Here is a 13,042-nt window from a genome sequence, read left to right as displayed (position 1 = left end):
TTTCAAAAGGTAAAGCCGCTGCGTTATGCGGTTTTAGCGAATCGTTTAGTCAGCGTAGCCACGCGCTCACCCAAGTGTTCAGCGGTCAGCAAATCACTCTGAATCGGTGCCAGGTCTGGCCCCTGGTCAGAGTTAGCTTGTGCCATGGCACCCAAAAAGCTACCCAAACGATTTAAGTCGTTGACCGAACCATTGCTGTGATTGTTCCCCGGCATTAAACCCAAGCTGACCCAGATCATGCCGTGCTGGGCGGCGAACACTGACAGTTGCGACAAAGTACTCAATTTATCGCCACTCTGGCTGGCTGAGGTGGTGAAGCCTGCTGCAATCTTGTCTTGCCAATCGCGGGTAAACCAGGCTTTGGAGCTGGCATCCATAAAGGCTTTAAATTGCGCAGAAGCCGAGCCCATATAGGTTGGGCTGCCAAAAATAATGGCATCGCTGGCTTTGAGCACCTCCCACTGTTGCTGGGCTTCATCCACGGTTAGCAGGTTCACCGTCACGCCTGCCACTTTTTGCGCACCACGCGCCACTGCCTTGGCCTGCTCGGCCGTGTGTCCATAACCACTATGATAAACAATTGAAACCTGAGTCATTTTCTAGCTCCTTATCAACAATTCAAAAAAACATTATTCGCTTGCCTGCGGCAAATCAAACCACAACACTTCACTCGTGCTCACCGCACGCATACTTAACTCGCTCGCGGCATCCACCATGAGTGCATCCCCCGCTTGCAGGCGCTGGCCATCAATCTCTACTTCGCCTCGGGCAATATGCAGATAAGCGGAGCGACCGGCCATGACATGAACAGGCAATGCCGCATCAGCAGTCAGCACAGTGGCATACAGTGACACATCCTGATGTACTTTTAATGACCCTGCCTGCGCACCGGGCGAGGCAATCAACGCCCAGCGGTTTTGCTTATCTTTGAGCGAAATGCTTTTGTCTTCATAACCGGGCGGCAGCCCCAAGGTGTCTGGCGTAATCCATATCTGCAACAAATGTGCGGTCGTTTCTGCGGAGGCATTCATCTCGCTATGGCGCACACCCGTGCCCGCCGTCATGCGCTGCACATCCCCGGCGCGAATCACTTCACTGTGGCCCATGCTGTCGGTATGGCGCAACTCGCCTGCCAGCATATAGGTGATGATTTCCATGTCCTGATGGCCATGCATACCAAAGCCTGTCGTCGGCGCGATTTTGTCATCATTGATCACACGCAACACGGAATAGCCCATATGTTGAGGATCGTAATAACTGGCGAAAGAAAAACTGTGAAAGCTTTCCAGCCAGCCATGATTCGCGTAACCACGGGCATTTGAAGGGCGAACATGTAACATTTATTCACTCCATTTGAAAGATTAAATGTATGATAAAAAAACACTTAATCTTTTGATAGCAAAACATTTTGCATTTCTTGTTCAGTTTTTTTGATTAACCACTCATGACGATTAAACTTAGCCTGGAAGCCCTCGAAGTCATTGACGCCATAGACCGTAAAGGCAGCTTCGCCGCAGCGGCCGAATCTCTTTATCGCGTGCCTTCCGCCCTCACCTATACGATTCGCAGACTTGAGGAAGACCTGGGACTGGAGCTATTTGACCGCAGCGGCCACCGCGCCACCTTGACTGCGGCCGGGGCTGAGCTACTGAAAGAAGGCCGCTATTTACTCGACGCAGCCCACACCCTTGAGCAACGCGTGCAACGCATTGCGACGGGGGTAGAAACCGATATCACCATTGCGATCAGCGACCTGTTCGACTTCAAACCCATTCTCCATATCCTGCAGGACTTTTACCAGCAAGGCTTTGGCACCCGCGTCAAACTGCTGCGCGAAGTCTATGGCGGCAGTTGGGACGCCTTGCAATCCGGCCGGGCTGACATCTCCATCGGCGCGCCCGGTGACGCGCCGCCTGGCGGCGTATTTTCCACGCACTTGCTCGGTCAACTGGAATTTGTATTTGCAGTTGCCCCCCATCATCCACTGGCTGCTTTGCCAGAACCTTTAAGTGCCAGTGACATTGTGCAGCACCGCGTCGTGGCTGCCGCAGACAGCTCACGCAACTTGCCGCCGCGGACCTCAGGCATTCTCACCGGCCAGGACATCCTGACGGTGCCAGATATGCACACCAAGTTGCAGGCGCAAATTTCTGGCATCGCCATTGGCTACTTGCCCAAGTTTCTGGCGCAGACTGCTGCCAACCAGGGGCAGCTACTAATCAAGCAAGTGTCTGAGCCCAAACCACTCGCCCCCATTTTTATTGCCTGGCGGCAGCAACGCCCACCTGAAATGGGCAAAGCCATGCAATGGTTGCTCAAACAATGTACGCAACTGCCGCTGGAGCAATTACTGAGCAAATGATTTATCATCATCAAAGTATGATGAAATGGACGCCACATGTCGCAAGAACAACTGCCTGAAGAATTCGAACCGCTTAACCGTATCGCCATCAAAGCCATGCTCTGGCTCAACGGCCTGGCGCACATTATCATCGGCCTGGCACTGGCCACCTCGGTCATTATGTTTACCTGGCTGTTTTTTCTGGATGTGAAAGAAGCCGCTTACGCACACAACCTGGTGCATGGCTTTTTGCGCGCACTGGGCACGCTGATGTTGCTGTGGTCGATCTCGGCACTGATCTCGGCAGAAATCCGTTACTTGCGTGGCCATAAACTGCTGGTGGAAACTTTTATTGAAGTCGTGCTGGTGATGTTTTTGCGCAAACTGATTGTGTTACCCGTGCAAGATGCCACCCCCACCTACGCAGAAATTGGCATCTGGCTGGCTGGCGCATTTACCATGAGCCTGGTGTATATCCTGATTCGCCTGGCCGATAAAAACAGTAGCAGATAACCCAATGCAAGACGAAGACTTTATGCGCATGGCCATGGCGCTGGCTACAGAAGCTGCCAGCCTGGGCGAAGTGCCGGTGGGCGCCGTGGTAGTCAAAGACGGCATGGTCATCGGCCAAGGCCGCAATGCACCGATCAGCCTGAGTGACCCAACTGCGCATGCTGAAATTCAAGCCATGCGTGCAGCAGCCCAGCATTTGGGTAACTACCGCCTGGTCGACTGCACGCTTTACGTGACACTGGAGCCTTGCGCCATGTGCAGCGGCGCCATCCAGCACGCCCGCATCGCACGCTTAGTGTATGGCGCCAGCGACCCCAAAACCGGCTGTTGTGGCAGTGTGGTGAACTTGATGGCTGAACAAAAGCTGAATCACCATTGCGAAGTGATTCGCGGTGTACTAGCCGTGGAATGCGGCGCAGCGTTGAGTGACTTTTTCAGGCAACGCAGACTGGAAAAAACAAAAACTTAAGGCACGGACACCACAAAAAAACAAACCCGCCGATGGCGGGTTTGTTTTTTCTATTGGCTAGAATTAATCAGCCATTTTACGACGGCGAACAACAGCGCCCATCAAACCCAGACCAGCCATGAACATGGCGTAAGTTTCGGCTTCTGGTACTTGAGTCACAGCAAAGCCGCTCAGCCACATATCCTGACGAATGCGACCACCTTCATTTGTAGAGGCACCTTGAACAATGTGAACAGCATTAGATGTCCACTCTACAACTACGTTGTCAGCACTAAACTTAATCAGATACAAACCACTGTTAGGATTATCTTCGCCCATGCTTACATCGGTACGAATAGCTACTTTATCCGCATCAAAGTATGCACCGGTACCGGCTGTAGTCGCATTGTAAGATGCGATATAGTCAGAACGTGAAGGATCGCGCAAACGGTAGCCGTCTTCCGCACCAGCATAAATGTCAGACGCATATGTCCATGCTGCTGACAAATTACCAGTGTAATCAGCAAAACCAGTACGCAAAATAGAGTTAATTTCGGTAATGCCGTAATCATCATTAGTCAGCTGGAAATAGGTACCAATAATGTATGAATTGGTTGCGCTTTCATACCAAACAGAATCAACAAATGAGCCTACAACTTGGCTTGTGTTACCAGCAACAGGCGAATAAACCGCTGTAGTCACAGAGTTTTTTAACGTCCATGACGCTGGCAAACCTTCGATAAAGAATGCATCAGTCTCTGGATTATTGGTGCTACCAGCAGTACGTGCACCATTGTTCAAAATAGTTGTAAAGTCGCCTGCATATGCAGAACCCGCAGCAGCAAAGGTGATTGCAGCAACAGCCAAAGATTGTTTCCAGATAGTAGCTTTCATAGTATTATTTCCTCACAAATAAAGTTAGTTAGATGGCGGGGTTGCTTTTGCTCCCCGCTCTTTTTTTCATGGCATGTATAGTATTAATGTTTACGCCATTATTTTGTTTTACGTTTGCGCGCTGCAGCGCCAACAATACCCAAACCCGCCATCAATAATGCATAATTTTCTGGCTCAGGCACTGGTGTCGCAATAAAGCCCGACATAAATCCACCTACGATAGACTGACCTTCTTCACCAGCCTGATAGTAGCCAATGGCATTAGCGCCTAAACCGTAGTTAACTGCATCGGTCTTAACCAGATATAAACCAGACCATGGGTTTCCTTCTGAAACACTGATATCAGCCTTCTGGCGAATGATGCCGTTGGTGAAATCAACAACTGGATCATATGTAAAATCATTGGTCTGACCTGCCTGGTACATACGCAAGTCATAGTCAGATAGGAAAGTCCATGCAACTGAAGGGTTGTCACCAGCGCCCTGACGGTACAAATAGTTAATTTCCTGGTCGTTATCCACAACGTTCAAATAACGTGTACCAAAAACCAACTTACCGTCTGCGCTGTCGCGATAAACAAAATCAAATACAGTACCTTGCGCCACGCCTGGCAACAAAGTCACATTCTCAGTCACACGCCAGTCAACCAAGGTTAATGTCCCTGTTGAAATGGTTGGGTTACCAGCCGTAGTTGCAAAAGTTCTGTAATTCAAAGCCGTTGCGACCACACCAGCATCTGAACCATATTCATAACCACTTAAATATGTAGTAGAGGTTAAGTTCTCGATATAAAAGATATCTCTGTTAGGGTTATTGATCCCGTTTTTCAATCCACCATTTGCCAGGGATAAATCCCCACCAACACCTTGCGTCAAGCTCACAAAACTACCTGCATAAGAGCTATTCACTCCAAAAGCAAGCATTCCAGCTAGCACTATTGCTTTCAACTTCATCACTCATCTCCTTAGTTTAAAAACCATGTGTTTAAATCCCTGGTTATCTGTCATGGCCAGATAACTAAACACTTAGCGCTGCACTCTTTAACTCTGTCCTTCATTGGCAGCTTAGTTCTAAGGAGTTTGCAAAAGCTATGCCAGCATATACGTGACTTTCCCCTCACCTACAAGAATGTGAACAATTGAAAACATGCAAACTAAGCCAATGTTTTTAAAAGATAAATTTAGGTTACAAAAACTCACGCCAAACTAAGATACATTAACTCTGGCGTTGAAAGAAAAGCATCAGCTATTTTGAGGAATGTAAAACGGTTGAAATAAACCACCACATGGCTGTTTCCCACCAAAAAAAAACCAGCGCTAGGCTGGTGATGTGTTTTAAAGCATATCAATCTTTGAACGTTTTATTTTTCCAATTCCAGTCCAAGGAAAGTCCTATCCAAACAGCCCGCGGAGCCCCAGGCCCTATAAATGTTGTGTTATTCCACTCTGAAGCAGCCTGATTTGTGCCAGACATAAATCGACCTGCAGCATTAAATGGCGTTAATGCCAAGTTGCCAGCCGTTGAATATTCACGATCAAAAATATTATCAACTTTCACAAACATATTGATACCCGGGCTCACCTTGTAATTAGCACGTAGATTAAATACAGCATACCCAGGGATACTGCCATTCCCTATGTAATCGTAAAACTCAATACCTTCCTTGTCTCTTGGTTGATGCTCATTATTTTCATTACCTCTTACATAAGAAGATGAATGCATTATCATCGACAAGGTGGCATCAAACTTATCATTAAATCTATGGTTCCAATTCGCTTGCACAATGTGATTTGGCATTCCGGGCAACTCATCCCCCGGCTTTATGTCAACGTAAGCTTGCGCATTTACACCATTGGAATTTTGACCATTACTACTATTTGCAGGATTCACTAAGCGTGCAGGTGACTCGAAGGTAGCCTTCATTAAGGTGTAATTCACACTAAATTTATCATCGCCCCAAGCCCATTTGATACCCATCTCCACCCCTTGCCGCAAAGTAGCACCAAAGTTATCAAATACCCCACGGTTCTTACGTCCAAGTGGCACAAACAAAATATCATCAGTTAGATCGGTCCTGAATAGTCCAATATTCCAATCCAGATCGGTATCTGCGCCTCGAAAGCCAAATTCATACGCCGTAGATCGGACTTGCTTCAAATAAGGGTCAGCCGAAAGTGATGTAGGAATAGAGCATCCTTGCTGATAATTCGTACTACCGACCGTGTTATCTTTGGTTTTATCGTTAGCACATCCAAGCTCAATCACCGTAGGGGCTCTGGCGCCTCTGCTGACGTTGGTATAAGCAGAAATATTTTCTTTAAATTCCCATGTCACCCCCAAGGAAGGATTGAAACTGCGATAGTCATAATCTCCGCTACTGCATGTAAACAACCCTTTAGTTTGAGCCGGTTCTCCTGGTAAAGCACACCTTAACTTTTGAAGATCAGTGGGAACATAGTTATAGGGATCCTTACCCACCTCGGATTCCAGGTAGTTTTTAACATTCGTCCAATTCCAACGTGCACCAAGACTGACATGCAAATTATCAGTAGGTGACCAGGTATCGAAAAGAAAAATACTCTTCGTGCGGCTTGAACCAGTCAAATTATTTCTTAGAATTTTTCGATATACCGCAAAATCAAACACAGGATCAAACACGGGATTATTCACCGGAGTCACTTCGTGATCTTGATTGATTTCACCTAATAACTGAGACTGAAGAAATCGTATATCATTCGAATCTCTGGAGGCTCCAAATACCATTTGGTGCTTCTCAAAATCCAGCGCCGCTTGTAGCGTGTAACCCTGGCTTTTCTGGTTGAGATCCATATAATTAAATATGCCATTGATCCTATCAGCACCAGGATAATTAATCGGATCCCAGACTTGCTGGGCCGCGTAGTACGCATCGTATACATCAGCGCCGACTGCAGATTGTGTCATGCGCCTCTTATAGCCCATCGCCGAAAGCGTCAGCACATCATTAACGTACCAGCTACCACTGAGGTTGTAATGCCCTAGTGAATTTTTAACCTCATCGGGAGAAGTAAAGACCTGCTTTCTATCCTGCTCAGCCATTTCGTAGGGGAGCATTCCATTACCGACTAAATCTGTATCAATATTTATCGCAGAAAAACTAAGCTCTCCTTTTTCCAAACGCAGCGTTCCCTTATTAAACAGCTGGCGTAAATTACTAGGTGAGTTATCCCGCCAGCCATCCTCCTTGAAATGGTTATAAGCTGTAAACAGCGCTACTGTTCCATTATTAATACCATTAGAGAATTGTGCCTGTTCCCTCCCCCATGAGCCGGCCAAATATTGTGCTCTAAGATAGTTATCTTTAAAGCCATCTTTGGTTCGAATTGCTAGCGCCCCGCCCAAGGTATTTAACCCGAACAATGGATTTGAACCAGGAATCATATTCAAGCTTTCAACGGCATTCATCGGAATCAAGTCCCAATTCATGACATCCCCAAATGCCTCATTTACACGAACGCCATCAAGATATACCGAAATACCTTGCGGTGTTCCAATCTGAGGAGATGCGGTAAATCCGCGGAAATTCAAATCCTGTTGAAATGGGTTACCTGTATAGTCGTTAACCGTGACCGACTGCATATTACTATTCATGAAGTCGGTGACATTGAGTGCTTTACTTTCCTCAATTTCTTTGGAAGTTGCACTTTGAATATTTGTTGTTGCAGTGGCTTTATCAATTGGAACGCCTGGTAAAGGCGTAATGATTCGGCGACGCTTCGCCTTAACCACCACCTCATCGAGTTCTATGGTTGTTTGAGAGTCCACAGCCGCCGGTTTATTATTCGCGGTCTTTTCATTCACATCTGCAGCGATTGCAACCCCAGAATAAGCTATCAGAAACAACACTGATTTTATTTTTTTATTTAACATACTTCCCTCCGGGGAGGAAAGTTGCAAAAATCAAACCATTTCTACCTAGACAATTAGATCAATATAATCAGCAACTTAAAAATTAATTCATCTTTACAACCACTTTTTTTGGCTGAACACAGCCGTTCTGGCTGCAATAAACCATACCAAACAAGATATTTTCCGGGTAATAGATATTGCGAAAATAAAAAAGCCCGCGTTTGGCGGGCTTTTTTATCTTAACAACCAGTTTTAAATCAACGAGACTTACGGCGACGCACAATGGAGCCCATAATCCCCAGACCAGCCAGCATCATGGCTGCAGTTTCGGCTTCAGGCACAGTAGCGACTGAAACATTGAACAGCAATGCTCCCATGTTGTCGCCACCACCGTTTTTAAATACAACCGACGCCAATGAGTTAGACGCAAAGTTAACGGTACGCGTATAAGTAGTGACAGGCGCATTCGAGGTCAGGTTAAAAGTTTCGCTATAGCTACCAAAACTGACGTCCACTGTATTTGACTCACCACGTGTACTGCCAGACAAGACAAACTCCAGTGTATAAGTCCCGGCAGCCACATTCAGGGCCTTGGAGCTAAAGTCACCGGCGTCACTTGTACTGCCGTCCAAATCGATATATAGGCCATTACCTGGATAGAAATCAAAATAGCCATTACCAATCACATCGACTGTGCCGTTAGTCACGGTCCAGTTACCAGCAAAATCAGTCACATTTAAACCAGCGGTATAACTATCAAAATTATCTGAAAAAATCACTGCGGACTGAGCAGGTGCTGATAATGCGCCACACACAGCAACCGCACACAAAGTTTTTGTTACTAATGACATACATCCCCCTTCTCAACCGTTGTAAAAATTAGAATGACCACTGTATGCCTGATATGTATTTAATGCAATACCCCAAACGGGCCAATAAAAAACCCGCCGATTGGCGGGTTTTTTATTTGAATTTTAACCGATGCTTAGTCGCGGTTACCCAACAAAGCCAGCAAGATATTCAACAGGTTCACAAACAGGTTGTAGATATCCAGGTACAGGTTCAGGGTTGCCATCACGTAGTTAGTTTGGCCGCCACGTACGATCTGGTTCACGTCATACAAAATGTAGCCTGAGAAAATCAGTACGGAGACGCCGGAAATCGCCAGTGACAAGGCTGGAATCTGGAAGAACATATTAGCCAAACCAGCCACAATCGCCAGGATCAGGCCGATCATGAGGAACTTGCCCATACCGCTGAAATCACGTGCAGGGGAAGAACCAATCGCAGCCAGGCTGAGGAAAGTAATACCCGTGCCAGCAGCAGCCAGGCCCACAATTTCAGCACCATTACGCAAATGCAGTGCAAATTGCAGGATAGGACCCAGCATCACGCCAAACACAAAGGTCATGGCCAGCAACAACCACACGCCTACACCGCTGTTCTGGTTCACGGCAATGAGTTTAAACATACCGAACATCACGGCCATAAAACCAATGGCAAAGATAAATGGATGCGCGGCCATAAAGCCAAAATTCATTTGCATGCCGACATAAGCACCAATCACGGTTGGCACCATACTCAAGCCGAGCAAAGCATATGTATTACGCAGCACGCGATTTTGCGCCGCTGATACATTACTCTCGCGACCTAAAACTTGCATATCTGACATAGTGTTTCTTCCTCTCTACGATAAAACTTTATGATTTGTTAGGATTAAGATAATGGCAAACGCACAAAGTTTCAAGTTTTTCACATGACATTTGCGTGAACATTACCCTGCGCTACAACTTCCAGATGGCGTAACACACCAATGCAATCAATAGAATGCGGGTGATTTGATACACATTCTTGTTCCATTTTTTAAAGCGGCGGCGATATTGGCCGACCACCCAGGCATAGTGGAACAGGCGGTTGATCACACCCGTCTGGTCGCCTGCTTCATTCGGTGAACTGGCAGCGGTGACTATGGTGTTGGCCAAAAAGCGGTTCACCGCTTGCGCCCAGCCATAACGCATGGGGCGTTCAATATCGCAAAACAGAATCACACGCGTTTCATCGGTTTTGTTATAGGCTTCGTGGATATAGGTTTCGTCAAACATCACCGCCTGGCCATCGCGCCAGCTATAGTCTTCGCCATCCACGCGGATAAAACACTGGTCATTGTTCGGCGTCGCCAGTCCCAAGTGAAAACGCAATGAGCCTGCATAAGGATCACGGTGCGGACGCAGATGCGCGCCCGGCGGCAACTCGGCAAACATGGCCGCTTTCACGCTAGGAATACTTTGCAGCAGTGCCACGGTTTTCGGGCAATAAATACTGGCTGACGGGTGATGTGCGTCATACCATTTGAGGTAAAAACGCTTCCAGCCAGTTTTAAAAAATGAGTTAAACCCGGCGTCGTTATTGGTTTGTGCGGCGGCAATGCGCTCCTGCTCACGCACGTGCAAAGCCTCTTCACGAATCTCTTGCCAGCGATCTGTAATCAATTTCAATTCAGGAAATTCATTCACCGATAAATAAGGCGTGGTTGGCGCTTTTGAAAACAGGTACAAGAACACATTAAACGGCGACACGATGCCGGAATGGTCAAACACCTGGCGGTAAAAGCGATGCCGCACCTTGCCGCGAAAGTGCACATAACTGACCGATGCTAAAAATACCCCTAAAACGATCCATTTCATAGTGAATACCAAAGAATGCGTATTAAAAATTGATATCAATTATTTGAGAGCTTACCGTATCGCATCCCGGTCAAGCAAACAAATCCGGCTCTTTTTGGCCGACCATGGCTACGCGCTTAACTGCGTCCACGTAATAAGCCGATTCACGTAAACCAACCATGTCACTTGGATGGTGCCCGCCATGCATGCGTGCCAGGCGCGCGATGCTTTGTGCAGAGATTTTCCAGTCCAGGTTTGCCAGTAATTCATCCGCCAAATCAGGGCGATTGCATAGCAACACCATATCGCAACCGGCATTGAGTGCCGCCAGCGTGCGTGCAGTCACGTCACCTGCGACAGTTGCGCCTTCCATACTCAGGTCATCGCTGAAAATCACACCGTTAAAACCCAGGCGCTCGCGCAATACTTTTTGCAACCAACGTGGTGAGAAGCCTGCTGGCTTCTCGTCTACTTTAGGGTAGATCACATGCGCCGGCATCACTGCGTGCAGTCCTTCATCTATCATGCGCACAAAGGGCTGCATGTCGTTCTGCGCAATCTGGTCAAATTCACGCTCATCCACCGGGATACTCACATGCGAATCCGCCACCACAAAGCCGTGGCCGGGAAAATGCTTGCCCACCGCCGCCATCCCGGCCTTTTTCAGACCTTGCATCAAGCTAAAGGCCAGCTCATTAATGGCTTGCGGGTCTTTATGAAACGCGCGGTCGCCAATCACCAGGCTATCGCCATAATCCATATCGAGCACCGGCGTAAAACTGAAATCCACACCATGCGCACGCAACTCGGCGCCCAACACGTAACCCGCCTCTACCGCCAACTCTTTGGCCTTGCGTGGATTTTTATCCCAGATATGCCCAAACTCACGCATGGGTGGAATCTTGGTAAAACCCTCCCTGAAGCGTTGCACGCGACCACCTTCATGATCGACTGCAATTAACAACGGCGGCTGACGCACGGCATGAATACTGGCGGTGAGTGCTTTAAGCTGCTCGCAACTCTCAAAGTTACGCGCAAACAAAATCACCCCGCCTACCAGCGGATGTTGCAAACGGCGGATGTCGTCGGCAGATAACTCTTTGCCAACCACATCCAGCATGACGGGACCTAAAGACATAACATATTCCTATTGTTCAAATTTCAAGCACATTTTAATCGATAAAGACTGGTGATTTCTTTGGCACGTGCCTCATACAAAGGGTCGGACTGATCACTGGCCTTGGCATGTTTAGGCGCGATATCCAGCTTTTCAACAACCTGCAAACCCGCCTCATCAATCCAAGTGGTCAATGCCTTAGGCTGACGCAAGCCAATATGCTCGGCTAAATCCGACATCACCAGCCATGCCTCGCCATTGGGTGTTAAATGTGTTTTCAAACCACTTAAAAACCCTTTCAGCATACGACTATCCGGGTCATATACCGCATGCTCAATCGGCGCATTGGCCTTCGCGGGCAACCAGGGGGGGTTACAGACAATCAGGTCAGCTTGCCCTTCCGGGAACAAATCGGCTGGCAGGACCTGAATATTGGTTTGCATATTCAAGCGTTGCACATTCTCTGCAGCACACGCTAATGCGCGTGGATTATTGTCTGTGGCAAGCACCTGTTTCACGCCGCGTGCCACCAAAATGGCCGCAATCACCCCCGTACCAGTACCGATATCCCAGGCAATTTGCGGGCTGTTAAGAGGGGCCTGATCTATGAGATCAAGATACTCACCACGCACAGGAGAATACACCCCGTAATAAGCGTGGATACTGGCATTGAGCGCATGAATCTGCACGCCTTTTTTACGCCATTCATGCGCGCCCACCATGCCCAGCAACTCACGCAATGAAAGCACCAGCCTTGCGGGCAGTTTGTCGGTTTTTTCGTCCACAATCAACGCGCCTTGCACCGCAGCTTTCACATCAGGGGCGCGAGGCAAATCGCAATCACCGTGCTTGAGTTCAATCAATACTTTATTCGTGATATTGGCACGGCCAATCTGGCGCGCGCGATGCTGATGAAAAGCTTCGAGCATGGTCGCTGCAGGTTTAACCGGTTTGCGGTCGACGCGGCGCGTAATGGCCTGCAATAATTGTTTGGCATTTTGAAAGTCGCCGCGATAGAGCAAAGCCGTGCCCTCGCAAGCCAGGCGGTACGCCTCATCCGCTTTGGTCGTATCATCCGCAATCACCACCGCTTTCGGCGGTGGGTTACCTGCTTCAGATTGCCAGTCAGCGGCTTGCGTTTTTTTTTGTTCGTACCAGTTAATCAGGTTCAATGGGGT

General features: G+C 48.0%; 13 protein-coding genes. 3 read left to right on the top strand and 10 right to left on the bottom strand.

The window, feature by feature from the left end; all coding sequences use genetic code 11:
* Nucleotides 1-23: 23 nt before the first annotated feature.
* A complete protein-coding gene (locus tag ACIDE9_RS01485; protein ID WP_411992172.1) occupies nucleotides 24-596 on the bottom strand; it encodes a flavodoxin family protein in 573 nt (190 codons plus the stop codon).
* A gap of 33 nt (nucleotides 597-629) precedes the next feature.
* A complete protein-coding gene (locus tag ACIDE9_RS01480; protein WP_411992170.1) occupies nucleotides 630-1,340 on the bottom strand; it encodes a pirin family protein in 711 nt (236 codons plus the stop codon).
* A 104-nt stretch (nucleotides 1,341-1,444) separates the two neighbouring features.
* Here ACIDE9_RS01480 and ACIDE9_RS01475 point away from each other — a divergent pair, with 104 nt between their 5' ends.
* The 3 genes from ACIDE9_RS01475 to tadA are packed head-to-tail and all read left to right on the top strand — an operon-like array spanning nucleotide 1,445 to nucleotide 3,323.
* Complete coding sequence (locus ACIDE9_RS01475; protein ID WP_194753172.1) at nucleotides 1,445-2,362, top strand: LysR family transcriptional regulator; 918 nt, start codon at nucleotides 1,445-1,447, stop codon at nucleotides 2,360-2,362.
* Nucleotides 2,363-2,398: 36 nt separating this feature from the next.
* Nucleotides 2,399-2,854 carry a phosphate-starvation-inducible PsiE family protein gene (locus tag ACIDE9_RS01470; protein ID WP_194753171.1) on the top strand — a complete coding sequence of 152 codons (456 nt, stop codon included), beginning with the start codon at nucleotides 2,399-2,401 and terminating at the stop codon, nucleotides 2,852-2,854.
* 4 nt (nucleotides 2,855-2,858) lie between these two features.
* Nucleotides 2,859-3,323 carry a tRNA adenosine(34) deaminase TadA gene (gene tadA, locus ACIDE9_RS01465; protein ID WP_411992167.1) on the top strand — a complete coding sequence of 155 codons (465 nt, stop codon included), beginning with the start codon at nucleotides 2,859-2,861 and terminating at the stop codon, nucleotides 3,321-3,323.
* Between the two features lie 63 nt (nucleotides 3,324-3,386).
* Here the strand turns inward: tadA and ACIDE9_RS01460 are convergent, their stop codons facing one another.
* The 8 genes from ACIDE9_RS01460 to ACIDE9_RS01425 form a co-directional block, all read right to left on the bottom strand.
* Nucleotides 3,387-4,196 (bottom strand): PEP-CTERM sorting domain-containing protein, encoded by an 810-nt coding sequence (locus ACIDE9_RS01460; protein WP_411992166.1) that lies wholly within the window; start codon nucleotides 4,194-4,196, stop codon nucleotides 3,387-3,389.
* Between the two features lie 98 nt (nucleotides 4,197-4,294).
* Nucleotides 4,295-5,149 carry a PEP-CTERM sorting domain-containing protein gene (locus tag ACIDE9_RS01455; RefSeq protein ID WP_411992164.1) on the bottom strand — a complete coding sequence of 285 codons (855 nt, stop codon included), beginning with the start codon at nucleotides 5,147-5,149 and terminating at the stop codon, nucleotides 4,295-4,297.
* 391 nt (nucleotides 5,150-5,540) lie between these two features.
* Nucleotides 5,541-8,105: a TonB-dependent receptor gene (locus tag ACIDE9_RS01450; protein ID WP_411992162.1), complete on the bottom strand. Its 2,565-nt coding sequence runs from the start codon at nucleotides 8,103-8,105 to the stop codon at nucleotides 5,541-5,543.
* A 236-nt stretch (nucleotides 8,106-8,341) separates the two neighbouring features.
* Nucleotides 8,342-8,935 (bottom strand): PEP-CTERM sorting domain-containing protein, encoded by a 594-nt coding sequence (locus ACIDE9_RS01445; protein WP_194753166.1) that lies wholly within the window; start codon nucleotides 8,933-8,935, stop codon nucleotides 8,342-8,344.
* Between the two features lie 134 nt (nucleotides 8,936-9,069).
* A complete protein-coding gene (locus ACIDE9_RS01440; protein ID WP_194753165.1) occupies nucleotides 9,070-9,756 on the bottom strand; it encodes a Bax inhibitor-1 family protein in 687 nt (228 codons plus the stop codon).
* Between the two features lie 112 nt (nucleotides 9,757-9,868).
* Nucleotides 9,869-10,768 (bottom strand): lipid A hydroxylase LpxO, encoded by a 900-nt coding sequence (lpxO, locus tag ACIDE9_RS01435; protein WP_194740831.1) that lies wholly within the window; start codon nucleotides 10,766-10,768, stop codon nucleotides 9,869-9,871.
* A 70-nt stretch (nucleotides 10,769-10,838) separates the two neighbouring features.
* Nucleotides 10,839-11,885: a beta-N-acetylhexosaminidase gene (gene nagZ / locus ACIDE9_RS01430; RefSeq protein WP_411992159.1), complete on the bottom strand. Its 1,047-nt coding sequence runs from the start codon at nucleotides 11,883-11,885 to the stop codon at nucleotides 10,839-10,841.
* Between the two features lie 23 nt (nucleotides 11,886-11,908).
* Nucleotides 11,909-13,036, bottom strand: coding sequence for a methyltransferase (locus ACIDE9_RS01425; RefSeq protein ID WP_411992157.1), 1,128 nt, complete (start codon nucleotides 13,034-13,036; stop codon nucleotides 11,909-11,911).
* Nucleotides 13,037-13,042: the final 6 nt, after the last annotated feature.

Source organism: Methylophilus sp. 'Pure River', from assembly GCF_046765995.1.
Lineage (GTDB): Bacteria > Pseudomonadota > Gammaproteobacteria > Burkholderiales > Methylophilaceae > Methylophilus.
The sequence above is the reverse complement of the archived record's forward strand: the minus strand, read 5'-3'. Positions and strand labels throughout refer to the sequence as shown.

Bases quoted from the DNA above. Each gene is read 5' to 3' on its own strand.
- ACIDE9_RS01455 (WP_411992164.1), bottom strand. From the start codon at position 5,149: ATGAAGTTGAAAGCAATAGTGCTAGCTGGAATGCTTGCTTTTGGAGTG.
- ACIDE9_RS01470 (WP_194753171.1), top strand. From the start codon at position 2,399: ATGTCGCAAGAACAACTGCCTGAAGAATTCGAACCGCTTAACCGTATC.
- lpxO (WP_194740831.1), bottom strand. From the start codon at position 10,768: ATGAAATGGATCGTTTTAGGGGTATTTTTAGCATCGGTCAGTTATGTG.
- ACIDE9_RS01440 (WP_194753165.1), bottom strand. From the start codon at position 9,756: ATGTCAGATATGCAAGTTTTAGGTCGCGAGAGTAATGTATCAGCGGCG.
- ACIDE9_RS01445 (WP_194753166.1), bottom strand. From the start codon at position 8,935: ATGTCATTAGTAACAAAAACTTTGTGTGCGGTTGCTGTGTGTGGCGCA.
- ACIDE9_RS01480 (WP_411992170.1), bottom strand. From the start codon at position 1,340: ATGTTACATGTTCGCCCTTCAAATGCCCGTGGTTACGCGAATCATGGC.
- ACIDE9_RS01485 (WP_411992172.1), bottom strand. From the start codon at position 596: ATGACTCAGGTTTCAATTGTTTATCATAGTGGTTATGGACACACGGCC.
- tadA (WP_411992167.1), top strand. From the start codon at position 2,859: ATGCAAGACGAAGACTTTATGCGCATGGCCATGGCGCTGGCTACAGAA.
- ACIDE9_RS01475 (WP_194753172.1), top strand. From the start codon at position 1,445: ATGACGATTAAACTTAGCCTGGAAGCCCTCGAAGTCATTGACGCCATA.
- ACIDE9_RS01460 (WP_411992166.1), bottom strand. From the start codon at position 4,196: ATGAAAGCTACTATCTGGAAACAATCTTTGGCTGTTGCTGCAATCACC.
- ACIDE9_RS01450 (WP_411992162.1), bottom strand. From the start codon at position 8,105: ATGTTAAATAAAAAAATAAAATCAGTGTTGTTTCTGATAGCTTATTCT.
- nagZ (WP_411992159.1), bottom strand. From the start codon at position 11,885: ATGTCTTTAGGTCCCGTCATGCTGGATGTGGTTGGCAAAGAGTTATCT.